Below are 14,756 nucleotides of genomic sequence, written 5' to 3'. Positions count from 1 at the left end.
CACATCTGGCATGATCTGAGTCGTGCAGGAATACACACCCACAGAATTGGCCCGTGAGATCGTCGGCATCCTCCGAGGGAGGGCAGCCCGCTACGACGTGACCCAGTCAGAGCTCGCAGCAGCCACCGGCGTATCCCAGTCACAGCTCTCCAAGATGCTGCGCGGCAAGCGCCCCATGGACATCGACGTGATGGATGCGCTCGCCGTCGCCCTCGGGACCACCGTCAGCGAGATCGTGATCGAGGCGGAGGCGGCAGTCGAGGACGATCTCATGACGTCCGCGCGCTTCATCTACGTGATGGAGAACAGGCGCGTTGAGGAAGCATTCGACAACAACGTGACCCCATTCCGCCCGCGCGTGGAGGCGGAGCCCGATTGGGATGAGATCGACAAGGGCCGCAAGGTGGCGAAGAAGAAGTCCTCGCAGGAAGAGCTTGACCCCGACCAGGACTAGTTATGTCGGTGGTCAAGTGGAGCATGGGCCCATGTTTCTCTTCGACCTCGCAGAACGCCTCGGGATACCCGTGCACTGGCGTCGAACCATGGACGACGTCGGCACGTGGTATCCAGACCACGGATGCATCGCCATCCGAGAAGGACAGACATGGGCGGAGGTCCGGTCAGTCCTCGCCCACGAGCTCGGGCACGCGATCCTCAGACATGAGGACGACTCCCCGAAGAACGAAGCAGCAGCAGATCGCTGGGCAGCGAACGCACTCCTCACCGCAGAAGCAGTAGCGGCCTGCGCGCGCCACTACCCGCACAACCCCGAGAAGTGGTGCGCGGAACTCGACGTCACACCCGACATACTCCGGGCTTGGCTCCGCGACCCCGAAAACTATGGCGCAGCCGAGGAGCGCCTCGACCTAGCATCATGAGAGCAGAACAGCATGGCGACCATCCAGAGATACGAAACAGCATCCGGTAACCGCTACCGCGTGCGCTACCGGAAGCCCGACGGCAAGCAAACCGACCGCCGCGGGTTCAAGACGAAGCGGGAGGCCGAGGCCTTCGCCAACACCGTCGAGGTCTCAAAGCTCCGGGGCGAGTTCGTCTCCGACATCGCCGGCCGAGCCACCGTGCGCGATCTCGGCACCCAGCGCCTCGCGCGACGCAAGGCCGTACTGAAGGCGTCGACCTGGCACACCGAAGACTCAGCCTGGCGCGTGCACGTCGAACCGAAGTGGGGCGACGAGTCAATCGGCCGCATACGCTCGAGCGCCGTCGAAGCCTGGATCTCGGAGCTCCACGGGTTCGGCCTGAGCCCCACGTCCATCGCCCGCTGCTGGGGCGTGCTCTACGGCATCCTCGACGACGCCGTCCGGGACAAGCTCCTCGTCGCCAACGCAGCGGCCGGAGTCAAGCGCCCCCGCAAGACTCGAGCGCCCCGCGCCTACCTCAGCCACGCCCAGGTCGAAGCGCTCGCCGCGACGGCGCGCACCGCCGAGCACGGCACGATCGTACTCACCCTCGCCTACACAGGCATGCGGTGGGGGGAAATGACCGGACTCCGCGTACGGCATCTCGACATGCTCCGGCGCCGCATCCACGTCGAGGAGAACGCAGTCCGCGTCGGGTCGCGGATCGTCACCGGCACACCCAAGTCGCACGAACGCCGCTCGGTCCCCTTCCCAGCGTTCCTCGCGAACATGCTCGCGCGGCAGTGCGAGGGCAAAGGCCGCGACGCGCTCGTCTTCGGAAACGGCGTGGACCACATCAAGCCTCCGGCGACCGACCACGCGTGGTTCGCCGCCGCGAGCGACCGATGCCGCACCGTCGACCAAGACTTCCCCGCGAAGATCACGCCGCACGACCTGCGGCACACAGCCGCTTCCCTCGCCGTCCAGTCCGGCGCGCATGTGAAGGCCGTCCAGCGGATGCTCGGCCACGCCTCCGCCGCGATGACGCTCGACACCTACGCCGACCTGTTCGAGGACGATCTCGACGATGTGGCGACGGCGCTGGACAAGGCGCGCTCGACAGCGCTGACCGCTCCCCCGCGTGCCCACATTTTGCCCACACGCTGAGCCTAAACGCCCCTAAATCGCCCTGCCTGCCCCTGAAATGAAATGGGGCGAGATCCGCGCCATACCGGCGAAGTCGACGGAATGGCGGGCATCTCGACAGGCTCGAAAAGGGGTTCGAGTCCCACCCGCCCTACTCAGGTCTCGATTGCAGGCCACCTCGAGGCCCCCTCGTGGCACGATGGTCAGCATGATCGTTGCCTTCTCCGTCGCACCAAGCGGTACCCCGAGTCCAGACGCCCCTTCCCCGGGAGAGGGCGACGCGTCATTGCACAACGCGGTCGCAGCGGCGGTCGCCGTCGTGCGCGCCTCCGGCCTCCCGAACCGCACCGATTCGATGTTCACGACCATCGAGGGCGAGTGGGACGAGGTGTTCGCCGTCGTCAAGGCCGCAACCGAGGCCGTCGGGCAGTTCGGGAGCCGCGTCTCGTTGGTCCTGAAGGCCGACATCCGCCCGGGCCACAGCGGCGAGCTCGACGGCAAGGTCGAGCGTCTGGAATCCGCACTCGAAGCGCGTTCCGCACAGTCGAGCTAGGAGCCGTCAGCCGGCCGCGCGGATCTGCACCCCGGCGTCCGGTGCGTCGCCCTCGGCATCCGGCGCGTTGATCTGAGCCCAGACGTCGTCCAGCGAGACGCCGAGCACACCGGCTATCGCGGCGATCGTGGAGAACGCAGGCGTCGCGACTCGCCCTGACTCGATCTTCCTCAGCGTCTCGGGCGATACGCCCGCGTCGAGCGCCACGCGCAGCATGGCGCGGTCGCCTCGTGATCGTCGGAGGAACCGACCAAGGCGTTCCCCTCGTTCGATCTCATCGGGGCTGAGCGGGAGTCTGACCATGACCCAATACTAATCCGATATATCTTTACCGGGATACTTATTGGCATAGTCAGCACCTCCGGAAGGACGTCCCCCGATGATCGAGATCCTCAACGAGGCTGAAGTCGAGCGCGCCGCACGAACGGGCCGACTCGTCGGCACGATCCTGCAGGACCTGAAGGCTCGCGTCCGAGTCGGCACCGACCTGCTCGAGATCGACAGCTGGGCCAAGGCGATGATCCACGACGCAGGCGCCACCTCCTGCTACGTCGACTATGAGCCGTCCTTCGGGCGTGGCCCATTCGGCCACTACATCTGCACCGCGGTGAACGATGCGGTCCTCCACGGCAAGCCGTACCACTACCGCCTCGCAGACGGCGACCTCCTGACGCTCGACCTCGCGATCATCACCGAGGGCATCGCCGCGGATGCCGCGATCAGCTTCATCGTCGGGCCCACCCGCGACCCTCGCGATGAAGCCCTCATCGAGACGACCGAGCGCGCACTCGAGGCCGCCATCGCCGTCGCGAGACCCGATGCCCGCATGGGCGACATCTCGCACGCGATCGGCTCGGTGCTCACGAGCGCGGGCTACGCGATCAACATGGAGTTCGGCGGGCACGGAATCGGCTCGACGATGCACCAGGACCCGCACGTCGCGAACGACGGCCGCCCCGGCCGCGGCGTTCGCCTCCGCGCAGGAATGCTGCTCGCGATCGAACCCTGGGTCATGGCCGACACTCGCTCGCTCGTCACCGACGACGATGGCTGGACGCTTCGCAGCGCGACAGGATGCCGCACCGCGCACACCGAGCACACCATCGCGATCACGGCGAACGGGGCGCGCATCCTGACCCTGCCCGCGAAGCAAGAGGCCCCCGCGCCGGAAACGGCGTGAGGCAGGCGGGCATCGGCGGAGCGCCGTCGCCCGCGGGTCAGTCGAGCGAGTGATCCTGCTCGTTGACGGAGTCGCGGGCGACGTCCTTGACCGAGGCTCCCCGATAGAGGCGCTCGAAGAGCTCGAGCGTGCGGTCGATGTCGTGCATGCGCACGAGGTCGAGTCCGGCGCGACCCAGCTCTTCCCGCTCGGAGGAGGAGAGGGAGAGCACTTTCGAGAGCTTCTCCGCGAGGTCCCGCTTGTTGTTGGGCTCGAACAGGAAGCCGTTCTCGCCGTCGTGCACCAGGTGAGGCAGCGCCATCGCGTCGGCCGCGACGACCGGCAGCCCGGAGGCCATCGCCTCCATCGTCGCGATCGACTGCAGCTCGGCGATCGATGGCATCGCGAACACGGAGGCGCGCGTGTACATGCGGCGAAGCTCCTTGTCGCTCAAGTAGCCGTGGAATCTCACCCGGTCGGCGAGCCCGAGCTGCTTCGCGAGCGACTGCAGGTTCTTCTTCTGGTCGCCGCCTCCCACGATGTCGAGGTGCACGTCGCCAGGGAGCAGCGTGAGGGCACGCAGCAGCACATCGATCTTCTTCTCGCCGGTCACGCGACCGACGAAGAGGATGCGCTTCGCCTCACGCGGTGAGAAGTCGAAGGTGTAGTCGGAGGTTCGGATGCCGCACGAGATCGCGAGCACATCGGAGATGCCGCCGTTGGCCTCGAGGAAGTCAGCGGCGCGACGTGTCGGCGTCGTGATGGCCGTCGCACGTCCGAGCGTGGAACGCGCATCCTTCCACCAGATGCTCGCGGCAAGCCCGCGCAGAGCCTGCGGCAGGAGCGAATGATCGACGAGGTTCTCGATCATGAGGTGATTCGTGCCGATGATCCGGATGCCGCGCTTCTCAGCCTCGATCGCGACACCGCGGCCGATGATCACAGCCGACTGGAAGTGCACGACGTCGGGGCGCACCTCGTCGACAACACGCTGCGACTCTGCACGGATGTGCCACGGCGGCGCGTAACGCAGCCAGTCGTGTGCCCACCAGCGGTGCGAACGGAGACGGTGGGCGGTGATGTTCTGACCGTCGTACTGCTCGGTCCACGTTCCGTGACGCCTGCTGGCGGCAGGGACCATGACGTGCACGTCGTGCCCTCGCGCGGCCATTCCGGAGGCGAGGTGCTCCGTGAACTTGGCGGCACCGTTGACGTTGGGCGTGAAGGTGTCCCCCGCGATCAGGATCTTGAGCGGCCGCTCGCCATCTGCTGCGACGGCGGTGCTGCTTGGTGAACGACCTTCATTCGGCACGGGGTGGTGACCTCGATCTCGTCTGGGCTCGCGACAGGTGGTGGTCGTCGCTCGCGGAATCTCACGTCATGGTACTGGCCGAGCGCTGAGGCGGAGCCGCAGCACACGCTGAAGCTCTGCTATTGGTCGATGGTGCGGGCGGGCCCGTGCTTCGAGGCGGCGCTGCGGCCCGGCGCCTCGATTCGCTGCTCGACTCGGTCCGCATCGTCGGACGGCGTGCCCGCAGCTCGGCCCTCGGCGTCGTGGCGGCGACCCTCGAGATCGAGTGCACCGCGCCCGTCCACTGCGCTCCGGCGCACCGCCTCGACCTCATCCTCGGTCTGGCCCCGCTCAAGCACGAAGACGCCCGTCACGGCGATGGCACCAGAGACGATGAACATCACGAAGGCGTACCACGGTGCAGCGCTCGCCTCGCCAAGCACGGCGATGGCGATGGCCACGGCGATGATCGGGTCGATGACCGTGAGTCCGGCGATGACCATGTCCGGCGGTCCCGAGGCGTAGGCGTTCTGGACGAAGTAGCCGCCGACGCCCGTCGCGACGAGCAGCGCGACGAGGCAGATGAAGGTGAGCCACTCGAAGTTGTCGTGCTGGATGCGGTTGATCGTGATCTTGGCCAGCGTCGCGACGAAGCCGTAGATGATGCCGGCGCCCAGCACGTAGATGAGGGCCTTGAAGCGCTTGCGGAGCAGGAAGAACGCCGTGCCGAAGACGACCACGACGATCGCGAGGAGGACGAGCACCGTCGAGACCTGCTCATCGGAGATCGCCCCCTCCTTCGCGAAGAGCGCCGCCACGGTGACAAATGCGCCGACGCCGATGATGCACAGCGCCACCGCGAAGATCTTCACGTTCGGGAGCCGCTGGCGGATCGCACGGGCGGTCAGGAGCGTCGTGAGCAGCAGGGAGACGACTCCGAGCGGCTGCACCACGATGATCGGCGAGAAGACGAACGAAGCGAGTTGCAAGACCACTGCGAGACCGAGCATCACGGTGCCGACGACCCAGGAGGGTCGACTCAGCAGCGCCAGGAGATGCTTCAGGTTGAGCCCGGCAGCACCACTCGTGCCGCTCGCCGCCTCGACCTTGCTGACACCGCGGTGCTGGTACATGGCGCCCAGCGACATGAAGACCGCGCCGACGAGCGCGAGGGGAATGCCGATCATCTGGACCGGGGAGAGCCCCGGAAGCACTGCCAGATCACTGAGGGGTGCGATGGTCATGATGGGCAATCCTATTGTGCGGCGCGCGTCGTGAAGGGATGTTGCCGCGAAGATACGCTGATGGGATGACAACTCTCCCAATTCGCATCTACGGCGAGCCAGTCCTCCACGAAGCCGCAGCCCCGGTCGACGAGATCACCGATGAGATCCGCCAGCTCGTCGCGGACATGTTCGAGACCATGGATGCGGCCCCCGGTGTCGGCCTCGCGGGCCCCCAGGTCGGCGTCGGCAAGCGCCTCTTCGTCTACTCCTACGAGGAGGCGGATGGCACGATGCGCCGTGGCGTGGCCATCAACCCCGAGTTGTACGTGACGCCGGCCGAGCCCGAGTCCCTGCTCGAGCTGGACGACGAGCTCGAATCGGAGGGGTGCCTCTCGTTCCCGGGCGAGCGCTACCCCCTCCGCAGGTCCGAGCGCGCGCTGCTGCGCGCCTCCGACCTGGACGGCTCGCAGTACGAGATCGAGGCAGAGGGCTGGTTCGCGCGCATCCTGCAGCACGAGTACGACCACCTCAACGGCATCATCTACGCCGACCGCCTCGAGCATCCCTGGTACAAGGATGCGTTCAAGGTCATGCGCAAGCGCAGCTGGGGCGGGCCGGGGAAGAGCTGGCTGCCAGGCGTGGACGACCTCGAGGGCTGAACCGCCCGGTCATTGTCGGTGGCTCCTGCGAGGGTTCCGACATGACCACAGCGCTTGACGACCCCATCGAGGTCGAACTCGTCGACGAGCTCCCATCCGTCTTCTGGTGGGAGCGCTTCGCCTACATCGTGCATGGCCTGCCGCAGTCGTTCTACCGGCGGGTGCAGCAGCGTTGGTGGGCCGGCGAGGGCGACCCGTCGCGCCTCGACACCGAGTTCTGGCGGGTCAGCGCGAGTCGCGACGGGCACGACGCAGACGCGTGCCTCTACGACCTGCGCAGAGACCCGGACGGCTGGCGGCTGGTGCTCCGATGGGAGTGAGCCCTGTGCCCCATCGTGCGGAGCGGCGCAGCTCAGACGAGACGGATGCCCGCCTGCCAGACCGCCTGCGTCAGCTGCATCCCCGGTCTGTAGGCCAGGTGCGTGACCGAGGGGGCGTCGAGCACCTGGAGGTCTGCACGGAAGCCGGGCATGAGCCCTCCGATCGGCAGCTCCCCCTCGTGCCGACGCAGCGCGACGGCACCGCCCATCGTGGCCGACCAGACCGCCTCTTCGACGCTCAGATGCATCTGCAGCACCGCCGTGGCGACGCAGAAGGCCATGGACGTCGTGTACGAGGTTCCCGGGTTGCAGTTGCTCGCCAGCGCAACCGTCGCCCCGGCATCGATGAGGCTCCGAGCCGGCGGGAACGGCTGGCGAGTCGACAGGTCGCAGGCGGGAAGCAGCGTGGCCACGGTGCTCGACGCGGCGAGCCGATCGATGTCCTCGTCGTCCAGGAAATTGCAGTGGTCGACGCTCGCCGCCCCCAGCTCCACCGCCAGCCTCGCCCCGGGGCCGGGACCGAGCTGATTGCCGTGGACCCGCAGTCCGAGACCGGAGTCGAGGCCGGCCTGCAGTACCGCCCTCGACTGCGCCTCGTCGAAAGCGCCTCGTTCGCAGAACACATCCATCCAGGCCACGTACGGACGAACCGCCTGCAGCATAGGGCCCTTCACGAGGGCCACGTAGTCGTCTGCGTCCCAGCCGTCCGGCACGACGTGCGCACCGAGGAACGTCACGTCCTGACCGAACTCCGCCGCAAGGCGCGCGGAGCGCTCCTCGGTCTCGACATCGAGGCCGTATCCCGTCTTGGTCTCGAGCCACGTGGTGCCGTTGACGTTGGCGGTGCGGATGCGCTCGGCCATGAGCGAGCGCAGCTCGTCACCGCTCGCTGCGCGCGTGCGTTCGACGGAGACCTTGATGCCGCCCGCCGTGTACGTCTCCCCCGCCATCCGCGCCGCGAACTCCGTCGACCGGTCCCCCGCGAAGGCGAGGTGGGTGTGGGAATCGACCCACCCAGGCAGCACGGCTCGGCCGCCCACGTCGAAGCTGCTGTCGGCCGCTGGCGCATCCACGTCCGCGCCGACCCACACCACCCGCTGGCCGTCGAGCACAAGCGCCGCGTCGTGCAGCACCCCGAGGTCTCCGTTGGTCGTGAGCTCGCCGATGTTCCTGAAGACCGTCGCGCTCATGTGCTGCTCCCTGCTGAGATTCCGTCGGCGCTGGATGATGGGTCCGCCGAGAGCACGGCGAGCTCGGCGGCCGCCCGCGCCATCCGCGCCGAGTCACTCTCGCGGTCACAGACGACCCGGCCCGCGACCACCGTGCGGAGCACGTCGCTCGACGTTCCCGTGAGCACGAGCTGTGCGGGGTGCGAGCCCGCGGTCCGCACGGAGGCGGCGTCGACCTCGACGAGGTCGAACGGCCCGCCAAGCGTCGCAGGCGGGGCGAAGCCGAGCGACGCGTACCCGGCCGTCGTGCCGATCTCGGTGAGCTCACCGGGCGAGAACCGTCCCCTCGTCTGCGAGCGGAGCCGTTCGCCGGCCTCGAGGCCGCGCAGTTCGAGGAGGGGGTCGACAACCGCGTTCTGGTCCGAGCCGACCGCCAGCCGCGCGCCGGCGGCGGCGAGCTCCGTGCCCGGGCCGATGCCGTCGCCGAGATCGGCTTCCGTGGTCGGGCAGAAGACCGCGTGCACGCCAGCTGCGCCGAGGAGCGCGATGTCGTGCTCGCTCAGGTGCGTCGCGTGGACGACGCTCAGGCGGCGGGTGAGCGCTCCGGCGTCGGCGAGCAGCTCGGTGGGCGTGCGCCCGTGGGCTGCCAGGCTCTGCTCGTTCTCCGCGACCTGCTCTGACAGGTGGACGTGCAGGGGAACGTCGTCCGAGAGAGCGCGGGTGATCTCTGCGATCGCGGCCGTCGGCACAGCCCGCACGGAGTGGAGGGCAGCGCCGAGCACAACCTGGGGATGATCGGCCCTGAGCCGTTCCCGGAGTGAGAACCACCGCGCGATCCACCGCGCTGCGTGGCCATCTCCGAACCGACGCTGCTGCGCTGAGAGCCCCGTTCCTATCGAGCCGGCGAGGTAGCACGTGTCGAGCAGGGTCAAGCGGATGCCAGCGGTCTCGGCGGCACGCGCGAGAGCCAGCTCCATGTCGTGGTCGGGGTAGGGCGTGCCGTCGGGCTGATGGTGGACGTAGTGGAACTCGCCAACGGCTCCCCATCCGCTCGCCACCATCTCGGTGTAGCAGGCCGTGGCGACCCGCTCCAGCGATTCGGGCGTGAGCCGGCCCGCGATGGCGTACATCTTGTCCCGCCAGGACCAGAAGTTCCCGCCGTCTGCGTGCGTTCGCCCGCGGAGCAGGCGGTGGAAGACGTGCGAGTGCGCGTTGCCGAAGGCGGGGAAGACGGTGCCGAGGACCAGGTCGCCTTCCGCGGCGGGCACCCCGAGCTGCTCTTCGACGACCTCCCCCGATTCGCAGCGGAGCCTGATAGCGCGCAGGACCACATCGCCGCGGACGAGGGTCTCGATCCAGACCCACTCCACGCTCATGGGCAGACCTCGCTGCGGGAGGACTCCTCGGTGATGGCGACCTCGAGGAGCGCGGTGCGCCACTCGGTCATTGGCCCTCCCACATGGGCACCCGCAGCCCGCGTTCCCTCGCGACAACGGCGGCGTGCTCGTAGCCAGCGTCCACGTGCCGCATGACGCCCGTGCCGGGGTCGTTGGTGAGCACGCGCTCGATCTTCTGCGCGGCGAGGTCGGTGCCGTCGGCCACGATGACCTGACCGGAGTGGATCGACCTGCCGATCCCGACGCCGCCGCCGTGGTGGAGGGAGACCCAGGTGGCTCCCGAGGCGGTGTTGAGGAGCGCGTTCAGGAGAGGCCAGTCCGCGATCGCGTCCGAACCGTCCTTCATCGACTCGGTCTCGCGGTACGGCGAGGCGACCGAGCCGGAATCGAGGTGGTCCCGGCCGATGACGATGGGCGCGGAGAGCTCGCCGGAGGCGACCATCTCGTTGAACTTGAGCCCGGCGAGGTGCCGCTCCTGGTAGCCGAGCCAGCAGATCCTGGCCGGAAGGCCCTCGAAGTGCACCTTCTGGCTCGCGGCCGTGACCCAGCGGTGCAGTCGCTCGTCGTCGGGGAACAGCTCGAGAATCGCTCGGTCGGTCGCGGCGATGTCAGCGGGGTCGCCGGAGAGCGCCACCCATCGGAAAGGTCCGCGCCCCTCCTCGAACTGCGGGCGGATGTGCGCTGGCACGAATCCCGGGAACTCGAAGGCTCGCTCGTTCCCGCCGAGCTTCGCCTCGGCCCGGATGGAGTTGCCGTAGTCGAAGACCTCGGCACCGGCATCCTGGAACCCGACCATGGCCTCGACCTGCTTGGCCATGGAGGCGCGGGCGCGCTCCGTGAAGCCGACCGGGTCGCGCTCTGCCTCGGCCTTCCACTCCTCGACGCTCACGCCCTCTGGGAGGTAGGCGAGTGGGTCGTGCGCGCTCGTCTGGTCGGTGACCATGTCGATGGCGACGCCACGCTCGAGGAGGAGCGGGAAGATCGTCGCCGCGTTGCCGACCACGCCGACGGAGCGAGGCTCGCGGGCCTGCTTCGCGGCAAGCACGCGCTCGATCGCGTCGTCGAGGTCGGCGGTCATCTCGTCGAGGTAGCCGTGCTGCACGCGGCGCTCGAGCCGGCTCGCGTCCACGTCGACGATGAGGACCACACCCTCGTTCATCGTGACGGCGAGCGGCTGCGCACCGCCCATGCCACCCGCGCCACCCGTGAGCGTCAGGGTGCCCGCCAGCGTGCCGCCGAAGCGCTTCTCAGCGGCGGCCGCGAACGTCTCGTAGGTGCCCTGGAGGATGCCCTGCGTGCCGATGTAGATCCAGGAACCCGCCGTCATCTGGCCATACATCGTGAGGCCGGCAGCCTCGAGTCGTCGGAACTCGGGCCAGTTGGCCCAGTCCCCGACGAGGTTCGAGTTCGCGATGAGGACCCGAGGCGCCCACTCGTGGGTGCGGAAGACGCCGACCGGCTTGCCCGATTGGACGAGCAGCGTCTCGTCGTCCTCCAGAGTCGTGAGGGTGCGGACAATCGCGTCGTACGCCTCCCAGCTGCGCGCCGCCTTGCCCGTGCCGCCGTAGACGACCAGGCTCTCCGGGTGCTCGGCCACTTCCGGGTCGAGGTTGTTCATGAGCATGCGCAGCGGCGCCTCGGTCTGCCAGCTCTTCGCAGTGAGCTGCGACCCGCGTGGGGCCCTGATGTTCTCGTGTGCGTTCATGTGCGTGATCCCTTGGTGACCGGAAAGAGTTGAGGAAGGGGGGACGAGTGCTGCCCGGGCCGGCTCAGGCAGGGCCGGGGCGCGCTGACGTGGTCGCGCTGAGTGAGTGCTCGATGCTGGCGGCCGCGCCGCTGAGGAGGGCGCCGTAGCGCTCGACCTTGCTCGGCGTGATGCGGTAGCTCGGAACCAGCACGCTGAGCGAGCCGATGACGCGCTCGTGGAGCACGATGGGGGCGGCAACCGCGGTGACGTCCTTCTCGACGCCGCTCTCGAGCGTGACGTAGCCGACGGCGGGCGTCTCACCACGAAGCACCCGTCCGGAAGCCGAGCACTCGAGCGGAATAGTGCGTCCGACCCAGTTGGTGTGCCGCACCGACTGGGTGCCCTCATGGATGGCGATGTAGAGCGCCTGGTCCGCGTGACCGGGCACGCTGAGGTAGACCGACTCGGCGGTTGACTCGGCGATGTCGCGCATAGCCGGCGAGCAGAGCAGCACGAGGTTTTCGTTCGAGAGCGCTCGCGCCCCGAGCTGCACGATCCGGCTCCCGGCGTGGAAATCACCCGCTTCATCACGGCTCACGAACCCCGAGGATTCGAGCGTGCGCAGCAGCCGGAGCGACGTACTGGGTGAGAGTTCCGCGAGGCGCGAGCTCTCGGCCAGGCTCAGGCTGCCGTGCTCGCAGACGATCGCGAGCAGGGAGAGCGCCCGTTCGACTGTTCGGGTCGAGGGTTCGGCCATCGTGCCTCCTTCATTGCAGGCAACCGTAGACGTGGATCGTTACGAGGATCGACCGCGCTTGTTTCCACCTAGTAAAACGGTTCTGCCATCAAATGGCAATGCACCCTCAGTTCCGCGCGGCTGCTCGAACGACCGCGAACAGCCCGCGCAGGCCGGAGATCGACGGTCTGACGCTTCCCTCGAGCACCACCGTGTCGAAGCGGGCGAGGACCAGCGGCCCGCAGATCAGCTCGCCGTCGAGAACGACGACTGCCACGGAATCGAGTGGCAGCTCGCGAGCATCTCGGACCACGGCGACATCGAGAGCGGGAATCGCATCGGAGTACATGAGATTCAGCACCTGCGAGCTGCCAGCGACGGATGCCCCGACGACGTGCTGCGTGCCGGCGAACCGCGCCTGCTCCCCCGGGCCGAGCACCACCTCTCGGCCGTCGATCTCGAGACGCACCGCGTCGATCGCGAGCTGCACACGCTGAGTTTCCTGGATGAGCGAGAACTCGGCTCGCTGCTCGATCGTCGCGATACTCAGCGACCAGCCGCACCCGGCCGGCATGGCTCTGATGGTGCGAGTCACCCCCAGACCGTTCTGCCAGGGCGCGGGCTGGAGGTCGTCGTAGCGGATCACGTCGGCGGAGGTCATGCCCCCATTCTCCAGCCCCGCGACCGGGCCGAGAGAGGTCAGCCGCCCGTCGAGCTGCCGCTGCCGCCGCCGCCCTTCACCGTCGAGCCGAACCCGGACTTCCCCGTCGCCCCGAAACCGCTCTTCAATGGTGCCCTCGAGCCGACGGTCGCTCCCGCTGGGGCCTTCTGGGCGACGTCGGAGTGAGCGGAGGAGCCGGGGGCCGCAAACCCGCCGGAGGTGACGGGTGCCCACGAGCTCACGCGAGTGCTGTTCCAGCGGGAGGACGCGAAGAGCACCGGCCCCAGCCAGAGTGCGGAGCTGTAGTGGGTTCCGTAGCTGCTGGACGACTCGCACAGCGACTCGGCGTCCCCCTCGAGCTGCTCACCCTGCTGCTCGAGGAGCTGGATCTGCTCGTTCACATCGGCAAGGCAGTCCTCCTTCGACGTGTAGGTCGGGCGTTCCGCACCATCGGGCAGCACGTAGTTCTCGCCGTCGGCGCCTTCGACCACGACCCCATCATCTGGGACGGTGCTGCAGCCAGCGAGGAACATCATGGCGGCCGCGACTCCCATCGCTCCGACGGTCTTCGGCGTCGACGGGCGGGCGATTCCGGACAGGGTCACGCCACGGCTGCGGCGCAGCTTCGGTTCGTACGTCATGGTCGCTCCTCATGGTCGGTGATGTAGTGGGGCACGAACTCGGCGAGGTCGCCCGTGATGGGCCCACTGGTCTCCCGAACGTCGATACCGGCAGGCGTCTCACCCACGATCCAGGAACCCACGATGACCGTCTTGCCGTCGATGTTCGCGAGCGTGGCCCGCTCCTGGTACACGAAGCCCTCGGCGCCGTAGTCGCCGCCGTTCTCGGCCGTCTTGCGCCCCACGAGGTCGTACATCGTGACGTTGGCGCCCTCGCGTCCGAGCTTCGGCTTCTCGACGTACGCCCTGCCACGAAGTCGATCGGGAGTCGGGTAGGCCGCGAGCAGCAGCGGATGATCCGGGAAGAGCTCCCAGAGCACGACCAGGAGCTGCTTGTTGGAGAGCATCATCTTCCAGATCGGCTCGACCCAGGCGGTTGTCGCTCGCGTGGTCGGGAAGTACTGGGCGAACTCCTCACGCACCATCCACTCCCAGGGGTACAGCTTGAAGATGCGCTCGATGCGCTCCCCGTCGCCGTCGATGAAGCCGTGGGCGTCCTCATCGAACTGCACATCCTCCATGAAGATCTGCTTCACCTCGAAACCGGCGAGACGCGCGGTCTCCGCCATGTAGCCAACGGTGTCGGCGTCCTCGACGATGAGCTGTCCGTCGCCGCCATCGTGCAGCGACGCGAGATGGAGGCGCGCGCCCTGCGGGAGGAACCAGCGCTGCACTCGGAGGTGCACCCACTGCTCCACGAGCAGCTCGTGCAGGAGGTTGAACTGGTCGGCGCCGTCACCCCGTGTCTCGACGAGCCACTGCCATTGCGCGGCGGCGGACTCCACGAGCGACGTGGGCGTATCCGCGTTGAATTCGAGGAGCTTGATCGTGCCTGCAGCGTCGTACGCGAGGTCGAATCGTCCGTACACGGTGGGATCGTCCTCGTCCCAGGACTTCTCGACGAGGTCCCAGAGCTCGACCGGGATGCCGAACTCCGCGAAGCGACGATCGCGCACGATGCGCTCGCAGGCCTCCATGCAGAGCCGGAACAGCTCAGCCGTCGCCTCCTCGAACGCATCGATCTCGGCTCCTGAGAAGCCGTAGGCCGCTTCCTCCTGCCAGTACGGCCGCCCACCCTCGGACTCCATGTCGTAGAAGGTGAAGCCGATCGAGTCGAACCTCGCTCGCCAATCGGCGCGCGGAGCACTGTACGTGCGAATCACAGCTCGTCCATCCTCGGATCTCTCCACTCACCGGCTGAACTGCCGACGA

The 14,756-nt window shown here is 68.0% G+C and carries 17 protein-coding genes; 7 read left to right on the top strand and 10 right to left on the bottom strand.

What is annotated here, in order from left to right; genetic code table 11:
- Window positions 1–22 precede the first annotated feature (22 nt).
- The 4 genes from C5E05_RS01625 (at window position 23) to C5E05_RS01610 (ending at window position 2,559) form a co-directional block, all read left to right on the top strand.
- Window positions 23–454: a helix-turn-helix transcriptional regulator gene (locus tag C5E05_RS01625; RefSeq protein ID WP_104340912.1), complete on the top strand. Its 432-nt coding sequence runs from the start codon at window positions 23–25 to the stop codon at window positions 452–454.
- A gap of 31 nt (window positions 455–485) precedes the next feature.
- Window positions 486–878: an ImmA/IrrE family metallo-endopeptidase gene (locus C5E05_RS01620; protein ID WP_181059295.1), complete on the top strand. Its 393-nt coding sequence runs from the start codon at window positions 486–488 to the stop codon at window positions 876–878.
- Between the two features lie 12 nt (window positions 879–890).
- On the top strand, window positions 891–2,027 hold the full coding sequence (locus C5E05_RS01615; protein ID WP_104340910.1) for a site-specific integrase: 1,137 nt from the start codon (window positions 891–893) through the stop codon (window positions 2,025–2,027).
- 187 nt (window positions 2,028–2,214) lie between these two features.
- Window positions 2,215–2,559: a thiamine-binding protein gene (locus C5E05_RS01610; RefSeq protein ID WP_104298809.1), complete on the top strand. Its 345-nt coding sequence runs from the start codon at window positions 2,215–2,217 to the stop codon at window positions 2,557–2,559.
- Between the two features lie 6 nt (window positions 2,560–2,565).
- Here C5E05_RS01610 and C5E05_RS01605 read toward each other — a convergent pair whose 3' ends face one another.
- Window positions 2,566–2,862, bottom strand: a complete 297-nt coding sequence (locus C5E05_RS01605; protein ID WP_104340909.1) for a helix-turn-helix domain-containing protein — start codon at window positions 2,860–2,862, stop codon at window positions 2,566–2,568.
- 76 nt (window positions 2,863–2,938) lie between these two features.
- On the opposite strand from C5E05_RS01605, the gene map reads away from it, so the two are divergent.
- Window positions 2,939–3,739 (top strand): type I methionyl aminopeptidase, encoded by an 801-nt coding sequence (gene map / locus C5E05_RS01600; protein ID WP_104340908.1) that lies wholly within the window; start codon window positions 2,939–2,941, stop codon window positions 3,737–3,739.
- A 37-nt stretch (window positions 3,740–3,776) separates the two neighbouring features.
- On the opposite strand, the gene C5E05_RS01595 is transcribed toward map, so the two are convergent.
- The gene (locus C5E05_RS01595) at window positions 3,777–5,030 is read right to left on the bottom strand and encodes a glycosyltransferase (RefSeq protein ID WP_258063130.1); all 1,254 of its coding nucleotides are present in this window, start codon (window positions 5,028–5,030) and stop codon (window positions 3,777–3,779) included.
- A 119-nt stretch (window positions 5,031–5,149) separates the two neighbouring features.
- Complete coding sequence (locus C5E05_RS01590) at window positions 5,150–6,253, bottom strand: DMT family transporter (protein WP_104340907.1); 1,104 nt, start codon at window positions 6,251–6,253, stop codon at window positions 5,150–5,152.
- 65 nt (window positions 6,254–6,318) lie between these two features.
- Here C5E05_RS01590 and def point away from each other — a divergent pair, with 65 nt between their 5' ends.
- Complete coding sequence (gene def / locus C5E05_RS01585; RefSeq protein ID WP_104241424.1) at window positions 6,319–6,894, top strand: peptide deformylase; 576 nt, start codon at window positions 6,319–6,321, stop codon at window positions 6,892–6,894.
- Between the two features lie 41 nt (window positions 6,895–6,935).
- Window positions 6,936–7,214 carry a hypothetical protein gene (locus C5E05_RS01580; RefSeq protein WP_104241425.1) on the top strand — a complete coding sequence of 93 codons (279 nt, stop codon included), beginning with the start codon at window positions 6,936–6,938 and terminating at the stop codon, window positions 7,212–7,214.
- Window positions 7,215–7,246: 32 nt separating this feature from the next.
- Here the strand turns inward: C5E05_RS01580 and hutI are convergent, their stop codons facing one another.
- The 7 genes from hutI to C5E05_RS01545 form a co-directional block, all read right to left on the bottom strand.
- Complete coding sequence (hutI, locus tag C5E05_RS01575; RefSeq protein WP_104340906.1) at window positions 7,247–8,404, bottom strand: imidazolonepropionase; 1,158 nt, start codon at window positions 8,402–8,404, stop codon at window positions 7,247–7,249.
- Window positions 8,401–9,759, bottom strand: a complete 1,359-nt coding sequence (locus C5E05_RS01570) for a formimidoylglutamate deiminase (RefSeq protein ID WP_104340905.1) — start codon at window positions 9,757–9,759, stop codon at window positions 8,401–8,403. Before C5E05_RS01570 ends, hutI begins: the two co-directional genes overlap by 4 nt.
- Window positions 9,760–9,826: 67 nt before the next feature.
- The gene (gene hutU / locus C5E05_RS01565) at window positions 9,827–11,485 is read right to left on the bottom strand and encodes a urocanate hydratase (RefSeq protein ID WP_104340904.1); all 1,659 of its coding nucleotides are present in this window, start codon (window positions 11,483–11,485) and stop codon (window positions 9,827–9,829) included.
- 64 nt (window positions 11,486–11,549) lie between these two features.
- On the bottom strand, window positions 11,550–12,224 hold the full coding sequence (locus tag C5E05_RS01560; protein ID WP_104340903.1) for an IclR family transcriptional regulator: 675 nt from the start codon (window positions 12,222–12,224) through the stop codon (window positions 11,550–11,552).
- Window positions 12,225–12,330: 106 nt separating this feature from the next.
- A complete protein-coding gene (locus tag C5E05_RS01555) occupies window positions 12,331–12,864 on the bottom strand; it encodes a HutD family protein (RefSeq protein ID WP_104340902.1) in 534 nt (177 codons plus the stop codon).
- 38 nt (window positions 12,865–12,902) lie between these two features.
- Window positions 12,903–13,505 (bottom strand): hypothetical protein, encoded by a 603-nt coding sequence (locus C5E05_RS01550; protein ID WP_104340901.1) that lies wholly within the window; start codon window positions 13,503–13,505, stop codon window positions 12,903–12,905.
- Window positions 13,502–14,707, bottom strand: a complete 1,206-nt coding sequence (locus C5E05_RS01545; RefSeq protein ID WP_219819480.1) for a glutathionylspermidine synthase family protein — start codon at window positions 14,705–14,707, stop codon at window positions 13,502–13,504. Before C5E05_RS01545 ends, C5E05_RS01550 begins: the two co-directional genes overlap by 4 nt.
- Between the last annotated feature and the right edge of the window lie 49 nt (window positions 14,708–14,756).

The sequence above is a fragment of the Pseudoclavibacter sp. AY1H1 genome (assembly GCF_002931055.1).
GTDB lineage: Bacteria > Actinomycetota > Actinomycetes > Actinomycetales > Microbacteriaceae > Pseudoclavibacter.
This window is presented reverse-complemented; position numbering and strand designations above follow the sequence as displayed.

Excerpts from the sequence above, each read along its gene's own strand:
- C5E05_RS01550 (WP_104340901.1), bottom strand. The coding sequence starts at position 13,505 with ATGACGTACGAACCGAAGCTGCGCCGCAGCCGTGGCGTGACCCTGTCC.
- C5E05_RS01610 (WP_104298809.1), top strand. The coding sequence starts at position 2,215 with ATGATCGTTGCCTTCTCCGTCGCACCAAGCGGTACCCCGAGTCCAGAC.
- C5E05_RS01605 (WP_104340909.1), bottom strand. The coding sequence starts at position 2,862 with ATGGTCAGACTCCCGCTCAGCCCCGATGAGATCGAACGAGGGGAACGC.
- C5E05_RS01620 (WP_181059295.1), top strand. The coding sequence starts at position 486 with ATGTTTCTCTTCGACCTCGCAGAACGCCTCGGGATACCCGTGCACTGG.
- hutI (WP_104340906.1), bottom strand. The coding sequence starts at position 8,404 with ATGAGCGCGACGGTCTTCAGGAACATCGGCGAGCTCACGACCAACGGA.
- C5E05_RS01555 (WP_104340902.1), bottom strand. The coding sequence starts at position 12,864 with ATGACCTCCGCCGACGTGATCCGCTACGACGACCTCCAGCCCGCGCCC.
- C5E05_RS01560 (WP_104340903.1), bottom strand. The coding sequence starts at position 12,224 with ATGGCCGAACCCTCGACCCGAACAGTCGAACGGGCGCTCTCCCTGCTC.
- C5E05_RS01580 (WP_104241425.1), top strand. The coding sequence starts at position 6,936 with ATGACCACAGCGCTTGACGACCCCATCGAGGTCGAACTCGTCGACGAG.
- map (WP_104340908.1), top strand. The coding sequence starts at position 2,939 with ATGATCGAGATCCTCAACGAGGCTGAAGTCGAGCGCGCCGCACGAACG.
- C5E05_RS01570 (WP_104340905.1), bottom strand. The coding sequence starts at position 9,759 with ATGAGCGTGGAGTGGGTCTGGATCGAGACCCTCGTCCGCGGCGATGTG.
- hutU (WP_104340904.1), bottom strand. The coding sequence starts at position 11,485 with ATGAACGCACACGAGAACATCAGGGCCCCACGCGGGTCGCAGCTCACT.
- C5E05_RS01615 (WP_104340910.1), top strand. The coding sequence starts at position 891 with ATGGCGACCATCCAGAGATACGAAACAGCATCCGGTAACCGCTACCGC.
- C5E05_RS01590 (WP_104340907.1), bottom strand. The coding sequence starts at position 6,253 with ATGACCATCGCACCCCTCAGTGATCTGGCAGTGCTTCCGGGGCTCTCC.
- def (WP_104241424.1), top strand. The coding sequence starts at position 6,319 with ATGACAACTCTCCCAATTCGCATCTACGGCGAGCCAGTCCTCCACGAA.